Genomic DNA, 14810 nt, shown 5'->3' on the forward strand with positions numbered 1-14810 from the left:
AGGTACATGTAAGCCGTGTAATCCGACACCCGCGCCGCCTGCTGCATGTTGTGGGTGACGATGGCGATGGTGAATTCGCGCTTGAGTTCGTGGATCAGGTCTTCGATGCGCATGGTTGAAATCGGGTCGAGCGCCGAAGTCGGTTCATCGAGCAGCAGCACCTGCGGTTTCACCGCCACCCCGCGCGCGATGCACAGCCGCTGCTGCTGGCCGCCGGAGAGGCTGGTACCGGGTTTGTTCAGCTTGTCCTTGACTTCGTTCCACAAGGCCGCCTTGGTCAGCGCCCACTCGATGCGGTCATCCATCTCGTTGCGCGTCAGTTTTTCGTGCATGCGCACGCCAAAGGCGATGTTTTCGTAGATGGACATGGGAAACGGTGTCGGCTTCTGGAACACCATGCCGACCTTGGCGCGCAGCTCGATGGTATCGACGCCTTTTTCCAGGATGTTCTTGCCGCCAACGAACAATTCACCCTCGGCGTACTGGCCGGGGTAGAGGTCGTACATGCGGTTGATCGCACGCAGCAAGGTCGATTTGCCGCAGCCCGATGGGCCGATGAAGGCGGTGACCTTGCCCTTGTAGATATCGAGGTTGATGTTCTTCAGCGCAATGGCTTTGCCGTAGTAGAAATTGAGATTGCGGATCTTGATTTCAGGGGTCTGATTCTGAACGGAAAGTTCGACAGGCATTGTCTTGGGTTCTCTATGTGTGGATCGATGATTCAGTGATGGGCCGACGGCTGGCGGAAAACGACGCGCGCCAGGATGTTGAGGAAGAGCACGCCCATCGTGATGATGAACACGCCGGCCCAGGCGAGTTGCTGCCAGTCGGCGAAGGGGCTCATCGCATACTTGAAGATGGTCACCGGCAGGTTGGCCATGGGTTCGGACAGGTCGGTGCTCCAGAATTGGTTGGACAGCGCAGTGAACAACAGCGGCGCGGTTTCGCCGGAAATGCGCGCCAGCGCGAGCAGGATGCCGGTCATGACGCCGGTTTTGGCCGAGCGCAAAGTGACCATGAGGATCACTCGCCACTTCGGGGCGCCCAGCGCAAACGCTGCTTCGCGCAGGGTATTGGGCACCAAGATCAGCATGTCCTCGGTGGTGCGTACCACCACCGGAACGACCAGCAGCGCCAAAGCCAGCGCGCCGGACAAACCGGAAAACTTGCCGACCTGGGCGACGTAAATGGCATACACAAAGAGGCCGATGACGATGGATGGTGCCGAGAGCAAGATGTCATTGACAAAGCGCGTCACCTGCCCCAGCACGGTGCGCCGGCCATATTCGGCGAGATAGATGCCGGCCAAAATGGCGACCGGCGTCGCCATCAGCATGGCCAGGCCGACCATGAGCGCACTACCGAAGATCGCGTTGCGCAAGCCCCCGGCATTCCCCGGGGCGGGCGTGTCGTGCACCAAGAGATCGAAGCTCAGGGCGCCTATGCCCTGTTCAAAGACCATCCAGAGTATCCAGATCAGCCAGAACAGGCCAAAGGCCATGGCCCCCAGCGACAGGCCCAGGGCGATGACGTTGGTGGCTTTGCGACGGGTTTTCAGATGCATAACCGGCTCCTCAGCGCGCGCTGCCGCCACTCTGCTTTTCCAGGGACAGGAGCAGCAGTTTGGACAGGGAGAGCACGACGAAGGTGATGAAGAAAAGGATCAGGCCAAGTTCGACCAGGGCTGCCGTGTACAAACCCGGCGTGGCTTCGGCGAATTCGTTGGCCAGCGCCGAGGTGATGCTGTTGCCGGGCATGAAGAGCGAGAAATTGCCCAGCAGGCTGGCATTGCCGATGACGAAAGTCACCGCCATCGTCTCGCCCAGCGCGCGGCCCAGGCCGAGCATGACGCCACCGATCACACCGACCCGCGTATAGGGCAGCACCACCTTGCTGACGGTTTCCCAGGTGGTCCCCCCCAGGCCGTAGCAGGATTCCTTGAGCATGGCCGGCACCAGTTCGAACACGTCGCGCATGACGGACGCGATGAAGGGGATGATCATGATCGCCAGAATGATGCCGGCGGCCAGAATGCCGATGCCAAGCGATGGGCCGGAAAACAGGCTGCCCACCAGCGGCAGTTTGCCCAGCGTCTTGGCAATGAGGGGTTGCACGTGCTGGCCGAAGAAAGGCGCGAAGACGAGCAAGCCCCAGATCCCGTACACGATGCTGGGAATCCCCGCCAGCAATTCAATGGCAATGCCGAGCGGGCGGCGCAGCCAGGTCGGGGCCATTTCGGTCAGAAAGAGGGCGATGCCGAAACTGATCGGCAGGGCGATGGCCAGGGCGATGATCGAGGTCACGATGGTGCCGTAGATGGGCACCAGCGCGCCGAAATCGTCGGCCGGCGGGTTCCAGGCGGAACGGGTCAGAAAGCCGAGGCCGAATTTCTCGATCGACGGCCAAGCGCTCCAGGTCAGCGAAATCACGATCCCGCCCAGAAGGGCCAGGGTAATGAAGGCGACCGTGCGCGTCAGATTGAAAAACAGGAGATCCGCCAATTGACCCTTGGCTTTTATTTGACTCATGACGGTTGTCCGTTTCGATTGACGTTGCGTGGCATTGAGTTTGCGTGGCATTGACGTTGCGTGAGATTGAGTTTGGGGCGCTGGTTTTGGGGCCTACCGCGGCACGCTGCCGCGGCAAGGCAAGCACCTCCGGCCGTACCACCGAAGGCGCTTGCCCCCATTGCGCTGCCGATTATCTCGCCGCTTATTTGACCGCCTTGCCGGAAGCGTCTTTGATACCGCCCCAGGAAGCCGTAACCTGCTGCACCAGGTTATCCGGCAGCGGCACGTAGTCGAGCTCGGCCGCCAACTTGGCCCCGTTTTTGTACGACCACTCGAAGAATTTCAGCACTTCGGCAGCCTGCGCCGGCTTGTTCTGTACCCTGTGCATCAGGATGAAGGTCGCACCGCTGATCGGCCAGGTGTTCTTGCCGGCCTGCGCCGTGAGAATCTCGCCAAAGGCAGATTTGCTCCAATCCGCCCCGGCAGCAGCAGCCTTGAAGTTTTCGTCAGTCGGGCGGACGAATTCGCCGGCCGGGTTCTTCAGCCAGGTCCAGGCCAGATGGTTCTGCTTGGCGTAGGCATATTCGACATAGCCGATCGAATTCGGGATGCGCTGCAAAAAGGCCGCCACGCCCTCATTGCCCTTGCCGCCCATACCGGTCGGCCACTGCACGGCCGTACCCTCGCCCACCTTGCTCTTCCAGTCGGCGCTGATCTTGGACAGATAGTTGGTGAAGATGAAGGTGGTGCCCGAACCATCGGCCCGGCGCACCACGGCGATGTCGTCGGAGGGCAGCTTGGCATTCGGATTCAACTCGGCAATCGCCTTGTCGTTCCACTTGCTGATCTTGCCCAGATAGATGTCGGCGATGACTTCGCCGGTCAGGCGCAAATCGCCCGGCTTGATCCCCACCACATTGACCACCGGCACCACGCCACCGATCACCGTCGGAAACTGGACGAGGCCATCCTTGTCCAGCACTTCCTGCTTCAACGGCATGTCGGACGCCCCGAAATCCACCGTCCTGGCGTTGATCTGCTTGATGCCGCCGCCGGAACCGATCGACTGGTAATTCACCTTGTTGCCCGTCGCCTTCTGATAGGCATCCGCCCACTTGGCATAAACCGGCGCCGGAAAGGAAGCCCCTGCTCCAGTGATGTCCGCTGCCTGGGCAGCCGCGCCGAAAGCCAGCGTCACCGCCAGAAAACCATTACGAAAAACACGCGCTTGCAGCATTTCTGCTCCTTGGTTGTTGAATGAACAGGCGCCACTTTAGGGGCGCTTTGTTACGGGCAGATGACAGCAAGCTTTTTTGCGGTTTTTTTGAATGACTTTTTTTGAATGATTTTTTTGAATTACTCGTGCCACATCCCGAACACCACCAGGCAAATCGGAGTAATGGCAATGAAAATGTGCAAAACGCGGCGAAAGAAAAGGTGGATGGTGCGCCCTTCGAGAAAATAGCGCAGCACAAGCCAAGATTTCAGCCATAGCACTGCCGCCACCAAGGGTTGCAAGCCGGCCTGGGCATGAAATTCACGGCCGATCCAGACGGAAACGCCGGTCAGCAGCAACAAGCCCAACCAAGCGAAAAACAGCGTACGCAGCGTGGATTGATGGGGAGCGTGGCTTGCACTCATGATCACACCAGAACGTAGAAGAAGGGAAAAATCACCAGCCAGATGAGGTCGGTGGCGTGCCAGTACGAAGCCAAGGCTTCTAAACCATCATGATTTTCCGGGGTATAAATCCCAAAACCATGGCGGGTCAGCACCCATAAAATCCCGAGAATGCCCCAAAAGGCATGCACCATGTGGTTGATGGTGAGGTAGTAATAAACGGTAAAGAAAATCCCCGCCTCGCCATTGATGCCGTGCGCAAGATTCCACTGGATTTCAAAGAATTTCAGCACCGGGTAAGACAAGGCAATCAACAAACCCAGCACCAGACAAGCAATCGACGCCCGCCGCCGGCCGTTGCGAATCATGATCACAGAGGCCGCGATACTGAAACTGCTGCTCACCATGGCCACGGTAATCCAGATCCCCGACCACAGATGCAAACGCCCGGCGCTTGCCGTAAATTCCTGCGGAAAATTCGCCCGCGCAACGAAATACACAGCGAACAAAAGCAGAAATTCCACGAATTCACAGCAAATACCGACCCAAATCCCCTTATTGCCGGGGATACGCCCCTTCCCCGCCACCGGCGAAGCATCGCACGGCATAAGCGGCGGCAGCGATGCGGATTGCGCACTATCCATCACAGGCCTTCAGCAAACCAGAATGAGCCATTATGGCTTCTGCAAACGACGCTTTCCTTAGCTCGCATCAACTCAGGAGCAAGAATGGGCGAAAAAACTGGCCGCTTGCAGCCGATTGATCAGCCCCCGGAAGACCTGCAAATTCCAGGAATGCAAACTCGCCAACCGGGACGAGTCTACTTGCCCGAGGCAGATAGTCACCTCTATACTTATCACCCAGGTGATATGTCATGACTACTGAAATCGGATGGGATTGTCTGTTGAGCCTCGACGGCGTGACCATGGTCGTCGACGAGCGGCTTGGCTTTTGGGTCAAGTTTGTCGCCAGGGTGGTACCGAAGAGCGAGGCTGTTCCGCACGGTGTGAACTATTCGCTCACCTTACATGATCGGCGCGGGAGCCGGGTACTGGGGTTCGATAATGCGCACCGCGCCGGCAAGCAAGAGCAGTTCGATCACTGGCATCGCTCGTCAAGCGACCTGGGGCGATGCTATGCGTACGAGTCGCCGGAAAAGCTGCTGGCGGATTTTTGGCTGGAAGTGGATAGAGTGTTGAAGGAGTCGAGCGATGACTAAGCTAAATATCGGGATTGCCCCTTACGAGGAAATGAAGCGCTGGACGCTGGCGGTGGCCAGCGGAAAAATTAAGGCCGGGCCGAATGCACCGAAGCTTTGGTTTACCTCGCTGAAGGCTGCGGCGAATGTGTTTTCCGAGGAGAACCGCTACTTGCTGAAGGTGATAGCCGAGGAGCATCCACAGTCGATTGCGGAGCTTGAGAAACTGACGCAACGCAAGGCGTCAAACTTGTCGCGAACACTCAGGACGCTTGAGCAGTATGGGGTGGTGCGTCTAGTGGAAGGCGATACACCCAAGGGCCGAAAGCCTCTGCGCCCTGAAGTGGTGGTCGATGCCGTGAATGTTTCGTTCACGCTCGTCTAACCACCATCCCAGCGCCACCCGCGCCGGGCAGGACAAACCCATCCAACCCCTCCCCTCACAAAGGGGTGGGGTTTTTCAGTTTACGGAGACAGAAAGAGGCGAGATTTTGGCCCAAAACGCGCTTACCTCCCCCTACTCTTCCCCCTGGCGGAACATGGCCGGGGTGAGTTCGTATTTTTGCAGGAGGCGGTAGAGTTCGGTGCGGTTGCGGTCGGCGATGCGGGCGGCGTCGGCGACGTTGCCGTCGGTGAGTTTCAGGAGGCTGACCAGGTAGTCGCGTTCGAAACGCTGTTTGGCATCGGCATAACTCAGAGCTTCCATGCGCGGAGCGCGGAGCGCCCGTTGCACGAGGCTCACCGGGATCAAGGGCGTGGAACTGAGCGCGCAACTTTGTTCGACGACGTTGAACAACTGGCGCACATTGCCTGGCCATTTGGCGGTGGCCAGCACTTCCAGCGCCTCCGGGGCGAAGCCGGTGAAGGGGCGGGCGTATTTTTCGGCGAGCTGGCGTAAAAAATGCGTCGCAAGCAGGGGAATATCTTCGCGCCGCTCGTCCAGGCGCGGCAGGGTGAGGGAAACCACATCCAGCCGGTAGTAGAGGTCTTCGCGGAATTCGCCGCTGCGCATGGCGGCTTCCAGATCGCGGTGGGTGGCGGAAATGAAGCGCACATCGACCTTTTCTGATTGCGTCGCACCGACCGGACGCACCGCGCGCTCCTGCAAGACGCGCAGCAATTTGACCTGCAAAGGCAAGGGCATGTCGCCGATTTCATCGAGAAAGAGTGTGCCGCCGTCTGCCGCCTGCACCAGGCCTTGCCGGGCGGTAGCGGCACCGGTAAAAGCGCCGCGCGCGTGGCCGAACAGTTCGGATTCGAGCAAAGCTTCGGGAATGGCACCGCAGTTGATAGCGATGAAGGGCTTGTTGGCGCGCGGGCTGGCCTGATGAATGGCGCGCGCCAGAACTTCTTTGCCGCTGCCGCTTTCGCCGCGGATCAAAACACTGGCATCGGAAGCCGCCACCATGCGTGCTTCGCTCATCAGTTGCGCCATGCGGGCGCTGCGGTAGACCACGCCGTCGGCCCATTTTTGTTCGCCGGCCACGCTGTTTTCGGCGCGCGGTGCGTTAGACAGGGCCAAGGCTTGATTGATTTTGGCGAGCAAAACCTGGCTGTCGAAAGGTTTGGTCAGATAGCCGAAAACACCGCGCGAGGTGGCATCGACTGCATCGGGAATGGTGCCGTGGGCGGTGAGCAAGATGACCGGCAGGCCAGGATGTGTGGTGCGCAATTCTTCAAAGAGCGACAAACCATCGCGCCCGGGCAGGCGGATGTCGCTCACCACCACGCGCGGCGGGTCGACGGCGATCAGGGTCAAGCCTTCTTCCACCGAGGCAGCGGCGCTGACACGAAAACCGGAGGCTTTCAGACGCATGGTGAGCAGACGCAGAATGTCTTCGTCGTCGTCGATGACAAGAATATGGGCGTCCGAGCGTAGTGTACCGGGGGCTGCAGTGAGGGCGCTCATGGCTGTTTTCCCGTGGGTGGCGGCTGCGGCGCGCGTGCCGGCAGACTGCGCTCGATGTTGGCCAGGCGCTCCAGTTTTTCTTGTAAATCGTGAATTTTGCGCTGCTGCTCTTTACCTTGCACTTGCTGGCGTTCGTTCTGCCCTTCCAGGCGCACGCGCTCAGCCAGTTGTTCGACGAGCAAGGCGGCCAGCGGATGCAAGGCGACGGCCGCCGGCGCTGTCGATTTGAGTAAGGCATCTGCAAGCGCCAGCGCCTTGGCCGGGTCCCCCGTCGGGGTGCGCGTTTGCGGGTGGGCCTGCGCGTAGGTTTGGGCGTACAGAAGCGCCAGGCGCATCTGGTTTTCCGGATTGCCGGGTTGGGATGCGAGCTGGGAGGCCAGTTGGTTGCGCTCGCGCGTCAGCTCATTCGCCGACATGGCGTGCAAACCCTGCCGATACGCCAGCGCGGCGATCAGAGCATGGCGCGTGGCGGCAGGCAAAACCACAGCGGGAACCACCGATTTTTCGTCCAGCACCGGGGCCGGTGCAGCCGCCGGCAGCGGCGGCGCAGCCGGCGCGGGGGCGGGGGTTGGGGGTTGTGGCGCGATGCCAGAACAGGCCGCCAGGGTCAGCGCGATAACAACAGGCCACAACCGGCGCTTGTCCGGCAAGACGTTTAATTCAATTTGCATCAGGAATCTCAACTCGAAAATGTGCGCCCTGCGCGCACGCCAGTAAATCCACCCTGCCCCCCATGGCGTTTACCAATTCACGCACGATGGACAGACCGACACCGCTGCCGCGCCGCTCCACCGGGGCTTTCAGACGCCCTTGCACGAAGGGTTGAAAAATTCGTTCGCTATCGTCCGGGGCCACGCCGCAGCCGGCATCGATGCAATCGAAATACCAGGCCCCGCTCACCCGGCGCGCAGCAAGCACGATGTCCGCGCCCGGCGGGCTGAAATCAATGGCATTGGCCAGCAGATTATCGAGAATCAGCGCCATTTTGCCGGGGTCGAGGCGCACCTCGCCCGGCTCGATCTGTTGCACGAGGTGAATTTGTCGGGCCTGGGCGCGTAGTTCGTGGCGTTCGGCCACCTCGCGCAACAGCTGCCCGGCATCGACCAACTGCATGCTGAGCTGGCGCGCATCGAAAATGGCTGCATTCAGGCCGAGCAGGCTTTCAATGCGCCCCTGCAAGCCCTGCACATTGTGCGTCATGATCTCAACCACCTCCCGCTGACCGGGCGAAAGCGGCCCCGGCACCTCCTCGGCGAGCAGCGCCGCACCTTCTTTCAAGGCCGTGAGCGGCGTTTTGAGTTCGTGTGAAACATGACGCAAGGTTTTTTGCCGGTCGCTTTCCAGTTCGGCCAAATGCTGGCGCAGCCAATCCAGGCGCTGCCCCAGGCGACGTAAGTCGATCGGCCCGCCCACGTTGATTTCCTCGGCAAAACGGCGCGCCCCCAGGCGGCGGATCGCCCTGTCCAGCTGGCGCACCGGACGCAGCAACCACCAGCCCATGCCCAGCGCAATGCTGAGCGCGCCGATCAAGGCAATCGCCAGTTTGACCCCCAACTGGATGCGATGCCGCTCCAGTTCGTGGATGAGACGGGTATTTTCGCTATCGATCCAGCGCTGCCCCGCCTGCGCCACCTGATTATTGAGGCTGCCCAGACGATCGAGCAGCACGACCACGTCTTCTTCTGCCCGCTCGTTATGGCGCGCCAACTTGCGGCTGATTTTGCCCGCCACGCTGCGCCACTGCGCCGGCACCTCACCCAGCCCAGGGGCCGCCAGGGTTTCGATGCGCCCAAGCTGTTCGTAAGATTCTTCCAGATAACCCTGAAAACGCCGGTGCAAATCATTGTCGCCCAGCACCAGATACTGTCGGGCGCTACGCTCCACATCGACACTGCGCTCGTTCAGGGTTTGAATCGCCGCGCTTAAATCGACCGCCAGCGCGCTGTTTTCGCGGCTTTCGCCGACCAGGTTTTCCAAAAGCAGCCAGCCGTTGATCGCCACCCCGCCAAGCAGGGCAACAATGAACACAAAACCGACCAACATGCCCTGGAGAAAGGAAATTCGCTTCATGCTTCTATCCGTGCACCTCTGTGTGCGAAACGCAGGCTGCCATTGTAGCGCCGCACTGCCCCCTGGTCATTTCCCCTGCCAGCCCGTACACTCGGGCGTTTATCTTTGCTTTCGGAAATTCCCATGGCCCAATATGTAATGTCGATGCTGCGCGTCAGCAAAATCGTTCCGCCGAAGCGGCAGATCATCAAAGATATTTCGCTCTCTTTTTTCCCGGGGGCAAAAATTGGCCTGCTCGGCTTGAACGGCGCGGGCAAATCGACCGTATTGAAGATCATGGCCGGAGTGGATAAGGAATACGATGGCGAGGTGCAATGGCAGCCCAATATTTCCATCGGTTATCTGGCGCAGGAACCGCAGCTTGATGCGGAAAAAACCGTGCGTGAAGAGGTGGAATCGGCCCTGGGTGAAGTGATGCAGGCGCAGGCCAAACTCGATGAAATTTACGCCGCCTACGCCGATGAAAATGCCGATTTCGACAAACTCGCCGAAGAGCAGGCGCGCCTGGAAGCCATTATTGCCACCAGCGGTGCCGATGTCGAACACCAGATGGAAATCGCCGCCGACGCGCTGCGCCTGCCGCCCTGGGAGGCCAAGGTGGGCGTCCTCTCGGGCGGTGAAAAGCGCCGCGTGGCGCTAGCCAAGCTCCTGCTCGCCAAGCCGGACATGCTCTTGCTCGACGAACCGACCAACCACCTCGACGCCGAGTCGGTCGAGTGGCTGGAGCAATTTCTCGTGCGTTTTCCCGGCACCGTGGTCGCGGTCACCCACGACCGCTACTTCCTCGATAACGCTGCCGAATGGATTCTCGAGCTCGATCGCGGCGAAGGCATCCCCTGGAAGGGGAATTACTCGAGCTGGCTGGAGCAAAAAGAAGCGCGCCTGGAGCAGGAACAAAAGCAGGAAGCCGCCCGCATGAAGGCGATGAAGCAGGAACTGGAATGGGTGCGTTCCAACCCGAAGGCTCGCCAGGCCAAATCCAAGGCGCGCATCGCTCGCTTCGAGGAAATGTCCAGCCACGAATACCAAAAGCGCAACGAAACCCAGGAAATTTTCATTCCCGTCGGCGAGCGCCTAGGCGACCAGGTCATCGAATTCAACGGCGTCTCCAAGGCTTTTGGCGACAAGCTCTTGATCGACAACCTCAATTTCACTATTCCGCCGGGTGCCATTGTCGGCATCATCGGCCCGAACGGCGCGGGTAAATCGACGCTGTTCAAGATGATTACCGGCCAGCAGGCCCCCGATAGCGGCGAGGTGAAAATCGGCCAGACAGTGAAACTGGCCTATGTCGACCAATCGCGCGATTGCCTGGATGGCAGCAAAACGGTATTCGAAGAGCTCGCCCAGGGCAGCGATGTTTTGCAAATCGGCAAATTCGAAATGCCCAGCCGCGCCTACATCGGCCGCTTCAACTTCAAAGGCGGCGACCAGGGCAAGCAGGTCGGCAAGCTCTCCGGCGGCGAACGCGGCCGCCTGCACCTGGCCAAAACTTTAATGACCGGCGGCAACGTGCTCTTGCTGGACGAACCGTCCAATGACCTCGACGTCGAAACCCTGCGCGCACTGGAAGACGCACTGCTCGAATTTGCCGGCTGCGCCCTGGTGATTTCCCACGACCGCTGGTTTCTCGATCGCATCTGCACCCACATTCTGGCCGCCGAAGGTGATTCACAATGGACCTTCTTCCCGGGCAACTACCAGGAATACGAGGAAGACAAGAAGAAGCGTTTGGGCGAAGAAGGGGCAAAACCGAAGCGGATTCGCTACAAGCCGATCAGCCGGGGGTAAGTCGCGCTGCGCCCGGGCCACTCATCCGGGCAACCCGCCCGGGCCAGCAAATAGTTAGTAAAAATTTGAATTTTTGCTGACTTTTTAGCCCTGCCGAGCCCCAGGCTCAGCCGCCGCGACCTGCACCAAGCCGTTGACCACCTGTAATCGCCCCTCAGCGAACCAGCGCACGGCTTGAGGGTAAATTCGGTGTTCTTCGTGCAGAACGCGGGCGGCCAGACGGGCCTCATCGTCATCGGCCAAAACCGGTACGCTGGCTTGAATCACGATCGGGCCGTGATCGAGTTCAGCCGTGACGAAATGCACGGTACAGCCATGGGTCGTCACCCCGGCCGCCAAGGCTTGGCGGTGGGTGTGCAAGCCCGGAAACGCCGGCAACAGCGAAGGGTGGATGTTGAACAGGCGGTTTTCGTAGTGCTTGACGAAGGCCGGCGTCAAAATCCGCATGAAGCCTGCGAGCACCACGAGATCCGGCGAAAAGGGATCGATGACATCACACAATGCGGCATCGAAAGCTTCGCGCGTAGGAAAATCGCCATGCGCCAGCACCCGCGTGGCAATACCGGCGTTCGCCGCAGTTTCCAAACCCTTGGCGGAGGCCTGGTTGCTGATTACCGCGGCAATATTGACCGGCAATTCGCCTTGCTCACGTGCTTTGATCAAGGCCTCCATGTTGCTGCCCCGACCAGAAATAAGAATGACAATGTTCTTCATGGATTCATCTTGAATGAAGGCTTGGCGCGCATTTGATTTTTTACCGGTTATTTACCGCACAACACCCGCTCACGCGTCTTCGTCGTCCTCATCTTCGCTTTGTGCATGCCCTTGCTCGATTTCTTCCGCGCTGGCGGGGCGGATGGCAGTGACCGTGCAGGTGAAGACGAGGGCCATGCCGGCCAACGGGTGGTTGCCGTCGAGAACGACCTTGTCATCGGCAATGTCGGTCACGCGGTAGATGATGAAATCGTCGTCATCACCGTCTTCCGGGCCGCCTTCAAACTGCATGCCGACTTGCAGTTCCTTGGGAAAATCAGCGCGCGGTTCGATCTGCACCATTTCGGCGTCGTACTCGCCAAAACCTTCGTCCGGCTGCAACTTGACCTGCACCGATTCGCCGATGGTTTTGCCGTGCAAGGCTTCTTCGATTTTCGGGAAGATATCGTCGTAGCCGCCGTGCAGGTAGACCAGCGCTTCGCGCCCTTCGTCGACAATCTCGCCGTCCGGATCGGTGACGTGATAATCGAGCGTGATGATGTGGTTTTTGGCGACTTCTTGGCTCATGTGTCGAGTTCCTTGAGTAGTTTCAGCACTTCGGCCGCATGGCCTTTGTAATTGACGTTGTAGAGCGCCTGGCGAATGATGCCCTGGCGATCGATGATAAAGGTGGAACGGACGATAGCGTATTTTTTCTGCTCATCGATTTCTTTTTCCTGCCAGACGCCATATTGCGTACACACGGCGGCATCGGCGTCAGAAAGCAAAGCAAGGCTGATGCCTTCCTTTTCCCGAAAAATCTGGTGTTTCTGGCTGTCGTCCCGGTTGATGCCGAGTACGACGGCGTTTTGCTTGGCAAAATCGGCATCGTGATCGGAAAAGTCCGTCACCTGCTTGGTACAGCACGGCGTGCAATCCTTGGGATAAAAAATCAGCACGACCCGTTGTTTGCCGACATAGTCACTGAGGCTGACCATTTCCAGGTCAGCATCGGGAAGGGAAAATTGGGGGGCCGCATCGCCTGCATTGAGTCGCATTTTGTTCTCCTTGAATACCTTGCTGTGGCATTTCTGAGAACCATTCTAGCGGAGCACCGGAGGGCTGACCAGTGACAAAACCGAGGCCCAAAACCGGAAGCATAAAAACCCGCCGCACCAGACATGACAAGGGATTAGGCCGATTTACCCTCCCCGTTCAAGGCTGTTTGTCTGCACTCGCCGGACGATCCGGAATCTGCACAAAAACCTCACCCTGCTTGACCATGCCCAGCTCAAAACGGGCGCGTTCCTCGATGGCGTCGTAGCCCTGCTTCAAATCACGCACTTCGGCATCCAGGCCAGCATTGCGGATTTCCAGCTGACGGGTTTCTTCCTTCTGCGCTTCCAGTTGCCGCCCGTATTCCCATATTTTCAGCCAGCCGCCCTTCCCCAGCCACAAGGGGTACTGGAGAAGGACGAGCAGAGCCAGAAGGCCGGCGCTCAGCCAGCGCATGGAAAGGGTTTAGCGCAGGTTGTAGAAAGTCTCGCGGCCCGGATAGGACGCGGTATCGCCCAGATCTTCCTCGATACGCAGCAACTGGTTGTACTTGGCGATGCGATCCGAACGGGACAAGGAACCCGTCTTGATCTGGCCGGCATTGAGACCGACGGCGATGTCGGCGATGGTGGAATCCTCGGTTTCGCCGGAGCGATGCGAGATCACGGCGGTGTAGCCGGCGCGCTTGGCCATTTCGATGGCGGCAAAGGTTTCCGACAAGGTGCCGATCTGGTTGATCTTGATCAGGATGGAATTGCCGATGCCCTTCTGGATGCCTTCCTTGAGGATGCGGGTGTTGGTGACGAAGAGGTCATCACCGACGATCTGCACCTGCTTGCCGAGGCGGTCGGTGAGAAGCTTCCAGCCCTCCCAGTCGCCTTCGGCCATGCCGTCCTCGATGGAGACGATGGGGAACTGGTCGGCCAGATTGGCGAGATAGTCGGTAAATTGCTCGGAAGTCAGTTGCAGACCTTCCCCGGACAGATGGTATTTGCCGTCCTTGTAGAACTCGGACGCGGCGCAATCGAGCGCCAGCAGCACGTCTTGCCCCGGAACATAACCGGCTGCCTCAACCGCCTGCATGATGATTTCCAGCGCTTCGGCGTGGCTGCCCAAATTCGGCGCAAAGCCACCTTCGTCGCCCACCGCCGTGGAGTGGCCTTTTTTATCGAGCAGCTTTTTCAGGGCGTGGAAAATTTCCGCACCGCAGCGCATGGCTTCGCGGAAGGAATTGGCCCCCACCGGCATCACCATGAATTCCTGAATGTCGAGGCTGTTGTTGGCGTGCGCGCCGCCGTTGATGATGTTCATCATCGGCACCGGCATCTGCATCGGCGCCATGCCGCCGAAATAGCGGTAGAGCGGCAGGCCGGATTCCTCGGCGGCGGCCTTGGCCACCGCCATGGACACGGCGAGAATGGCATTGGCCCCGAGACGCGATTTGTTGTCGGTACCGTCCAGATCGATCATGGTCTGGTCGATGAAGGCTTGTTCCTGGGCATCCAGGCCGATGATGGCTTCGGAAATCTCGGTGTTGATGTTTTCCACCGCTTGCATCACCCCCTTGCCGAGATAGCGGCTCTTGTCGCCATCGCGCAGCTCGATCGCCTCGCGCGAACCGGTAGAAGCGCCGGACGGCACGGCGGCGCGGCCCATGACGCCGGATTCGAGCAACACATCGGCCTCGACCGTGGGATTGCCGCGCGAATCGAGAATCTCGCGGGCGATGACATCAACGATAGAACTCATATTTATTCCTTATAATCAAAAAGTTATTGAATTTTATTAAAGTAAACCATTAAAGTTTTTCTTCATCGAAACCGGCCGCCTTGCTGGCCTTGTCGAGCTCTACCAACGCCGTCAGCAAGCTTTCCATGCGCGCCAGCGGCCAGGAATTCGGGCCGTCGGAAAAGGCTTTTTCCGGGCAGGGATGGGTTTCCATGAACAGGCCGGAGATGCCGAC

The 14810-nt window shown here is 59.3% G+C and carries 17 protein-coding genes; 3 read left to right on the plus strand and 14 right to left on the minus strand.

The annotated features are described in order from the left end of the window. The 6 genes from pstB to ACM62Q_RS11665 all read right to left on the minus strand — a co-directional run. Nucleotides 1-689: phosphate ABC transporter ATP-binding protein PstB (gene pstB, locus ACM62Q_RS11640; protein WP_415036743.1), on the minus strand; the 689-nt coding region annotated here is incomplete at its 3' end. 32 nt (nt 690-721) lie between these two features. Then, nucleotides 722-1564 (minus strand): phosphate ABC transporter permease PstA, encoded by an 843-nt coding sequence (gene pstA, locus ACM62Q_RS11645; RefSeq protein ID WP_415036745.1) that lies wholly within the window; start codon nt 1562-1564, stop codon nt 722-724. A gap of 10 nt (nt 1565-1574) precedes the next feature. After that, nucleotides 1575-2528, minus strand: a complete 954-nt coding sequence (gene pstC / locus ACM62Q_RS11650) for a phosphate ABC transporter permease PstC (protein WP_415036747.1) — start codon at nt 2526-2528, stop codon at nt 1575-1577. Between the two features lie 184 nt (nt 2529-2712). After that, entirely contained in the window at nt 2713-3747 is a 1035-nt protein-coding gene (gene pstS, locus ACM62Q_RS11655) for a phosphate ABC transporter substrate-binding protein PstS (RefSeq protein ID WP_415036749.1), read from the minus strand. Between the two features lie 119 nt (nt 3748-3866). Beyond that, on the minus strand, nt 3867-4151 hold the full coding sequence (locus tag ACM62Q_RS11660) for a hypothetical protein (protein ID WP_415036751.1): 285 nt from the start codon (nt 4149-4151) through the stop codon (nt 3867-3869). Nucleotides 4152-4153: 2 nt separating this feature from the next. Then, complete coding sequence (locus tag ACM62Q_RS11665; RefSeq protein ID WP_415036753.1) at nt 4154-4774, minus strand: cytochrome c oxidase subunit 3 family protein; 621 nt, start codon at nt 4772-4774, stop codon at nt 4154-4156. Between the two features lie 230 nt (nt 4775-5004). Between ACM62Q_RS11665 and ACM62Q_RS11670 the strand changes: the two genes are divergently transcribed. Together ACM62Q_RS11670 and ACM62Q_RS11675 are read left to right on the plus strand one after the other, a co-directional pair. Then, entirely contained in the window at nt 5005-5349 is a 345-nt protein-coding gene (locus ACM62Q_RS11670; RefSeq protein ID WP_415036755.1) for a DUF6516 family protein, read from the plus strand. Further along, nucleotides 5342-5713, plus strand: coding sequence for a winged helix DNA-binding protein (locus ACM62Q_RS11675; protein ID WP_415036757.1), 372 nt, complete (start codon nt 5342-5344; stop codon nt 5711-5713). The genes ACM62Q_RS11670 and ACM62Q_RS11675 overlap by 8 nt, the downstream gene beginning before the upstream one ends. Before the next feature lie 132 nt (nt 5714-5845). On the opposite strand, the gene ACM62Q_RS11680 is transcribed toward ACM62Q_RS11675, so the two are convergent. The 3 genes from ACM62Q_RS11680 to ACM62Q_RS11690 are packed head-to-tail and all read right to left on the minus strand — an operon-like array spanning nt 5846 to nt 9307. Continuing rightward, nucleotides 5846-7237: a sigma 54-interacting transcriptional regulator gene (locus ACM62Q_RS11680; RefSeq protein ID WP_415036759.1), complete on the minus strand. Its 1392-nt coding sequence runs from the start codon at nt 7235-7237 to the stop codon at nt 5846-5848. Next, nucleotides 7234-7908 (minus strand): hypothetical protein, encoded by a 675-nt coding sequence (locus tag ACM62Q_RS11685; protein WP_415036761.1) that lies wholly within the window; start codon nt 7906-7908, stop codon nt 7234-7236. Before ACM62Q_RS11685 ends, ACM62Q_RS11680 begins: the two co-directional genes overlap by 4 nt. Next, nucleotides 7898-9307, minus strand: a complete 1410-nt coding sequence (locus ACM62Q_RS11690) for an ATP-binding protein (protein WP_415036763.1) — start codon at nt 9305-9307, stop codon at nt 7898-7900. The genes ACM62Q_RS11685 and ACM62Q_RS11690 overlap by 11 nt, the downstream gene beginning before the upstream one ends. Nucleotides 9308-9430: 123 nt before the next feature. On the opposite strand from ACM62Q_RS11690, the gene ettA reads away from it, so the two are divergent. Next, on the plus strand, nt 9431-11098 hold the full coding sequence (ettA, locus tag ACM62Q_RS11695) for an energy-dependent translational throttle protein EttA (protein WP_415036765.1): 1668 nt from the start codon (nt 9431-9433) through the stop codon (nt 11096-11098). A gap of 84 nt (nt 11099-11182) precedes the next feature. On the opposite strand, the gene purN is transcribed toward ettA, so the two are convergent. The 5 genes from purN to eno form a co-directional block, all read right to left on the minus strand. Next, nucleotides 11183-11812: a phosphoribosylglycinamide formyltransferase gene (gene purN, locus ACM62Q_RS11700; RefSeq protein WP_415036767.1), complete on the minus strand. Its 630-nt coding sequence runs from the start codon at nt 11810-11812 to the stop codon at nt 11183-11185. A 69-nt stretch (nt 11813-11881) separates the two neighbouring features. Then, nucleotides 11882-12379 (minus strand): FKBP-type peptidyl-prolyl cis-trans isomerase, encoded by a 498-nt coding sequence (locus ACM62Q_RS11705; protein ID WP_415036769.1) that lies wholly within the window; start codon nt 12377-12379, stop codon nt 11882-11884. Beyond that, entirely contained in the window at nt 12376-12849 is a 474-nt protein-coding gene (locus ACM62Q_RS11710; RefSeq protein WP_415036771.1) for a peroxiredoxin, read from the minus strand. Before ACM62Q_RS11710 ends, ACM62Q_RS11705 begins: the two co-directional genes overlap by 4 nt. 157 nt (nt 12850-13006) lie before the next feature. Beyond that, nucleotides 13007-13303, minus strand: a complete 297-nt coding sequence (gene ftsB / locus ACM62Q_RS11715; protein WP_415036773.1) for a cell division protein FtsB — start codon at nt 13301-13303, stop codon at nt 13007-13009. 9 nt (nt 13304-13312) lie between these two features. Then, complete coding sequence (gene eno / locus ACM62Q_RS11720) at nt 13313-14596, minus strand: phosphopyruvate hydratase (RefSeq protein ID WP_415036775.1); 1284 nt, start codon at nt 14594-14596, stop codon at nt 13313-13315. Nucleotides 14597-14810 lie beyond the last annotated feature (214 nt).

Source organism: Azonexus sp., assembly GCF_047638095.1.
Lineage (GTDB): Bacteria > Pseudomonadota > Gammaproteobacteria > Burkholderiales > Rhodocyclaceae > Azonexus.

Excerpts from the sequence above, each read along its gene's own strand:
- ACM62Q_RS11685 (WP_415036761.1), bottom strand. The coding sequence starts at position 7,908 with ATGCAAATTGAATTAAACGTCTTGCCGGACAAGCGCCGGTTGTGGCCT.
- ACM62Q_RS11670 (WP_415036755.1), top strand. The coding sequence starts at position 5,005 with ATGACTACTGAAATCGGATGGGATTGTCTGTTGAGCCTCGACGGCGTG.
- eno (WP_415036775.1), bottom strand. The coding sequence starts at position 14,596 with ATGAGTTCTATCGTTGATGTCATCGCCCGCGAGATTCTCGATTCGCGC.
- pstC (WP_415036747.1), bottom strand. The coding sequence starts at position 2,528 with ATGAGTCAAATAAAAGCCAAGGGTCAATTGGCGGATCTCCTGTTTTTC.
- pstA (WP_415036745.1), bottom strand. The coding sequence starts at position 1,564 with ATGCATCTGAAAACCCGTCGCAAAGCCACCAACGTCATCGCCCTGGGC.
- ACM62Q_RS11665 (WP_415036753.1), bottom strand. The coding sequence starts at position 4,774 with ATGGATAGTGCGCAATCCGCATCGCTGCCGCCGCTTATGCCGTGCGAT.
- ACM62Q_RS11660 (WP_415036751.1), bottom strand. The coding sequence starts at position 4,151 with ATGAGTGCAAGCCACGCTCCCCATCAATCCACGCTGCGTACGCTGTTT.
- ACM62Q_RS11705 (WP_415036769.1), bottom strand. The coding sequence starts at position 12,379 with ATGAGCCAAGAAGTCGCCAAAAACCACATCATCACGCTCGATTATCAC.
- ACM62Q_RS11675 (WP_415036757.1), top strand. The coding sequence starts at position 5,342 with ATGACTAAGCTAAATATCGGGATTGCCCCTTACGAGGAAATGAAGCGC.
- ACM62Q_RS11680 (WP_415036759.1), bottom strand. The coding sequence starts at position 7,237 with ATGAGCGCCCTCACTGCAGCCCCCGGTACACTACGCTCGGACGCCCAT.
- purN (WP_415036767.1), bottom strand. The coding sequence starts at position 11,812 with ATGAAGAACATTGTCATTCTTATTTCTGGTCGGGGCAGCAACATGGAG.
- ACM62Q_RS11690 (WP_415036763.1), bottom strand. The coding sequence starts at position 9,307 with ATGAAGCGAATTTCCTTTCTCCAGGGCATGTTGGTCGGTTTTGTGTTC.
- ftsB (WP_415036773.1), bottom strand. The coding sequence starts at position 13,303 with ATGCGCTGGCTGAGCGCCGGCCTTCTGGCTCTGCTCGTCCTTCTCCAG.
- ACM62Q_RS11710 (WP_415036771.1), bottom strand. The coding sequence starts at position 12,849 with ATGCGACTCAATGCAGGCGATGCGGCCCCCCAATTTTCCCTTCCCGAT.
- pstS (WP_415036749.1), bottom strand. The coding sequence starts at position 3,747 with ATGCTGCAAGCGCGTGTTTTTCGTAATGGTTTTCTGGCGGTGACGCTG.
- ettA (WP_415036765.1), top strand. The coding sequence starts at position 9,431 with ATGGCCCAATATGTAATGTCGATGCTGCGCGTCAGCAAAATCGTTCCG.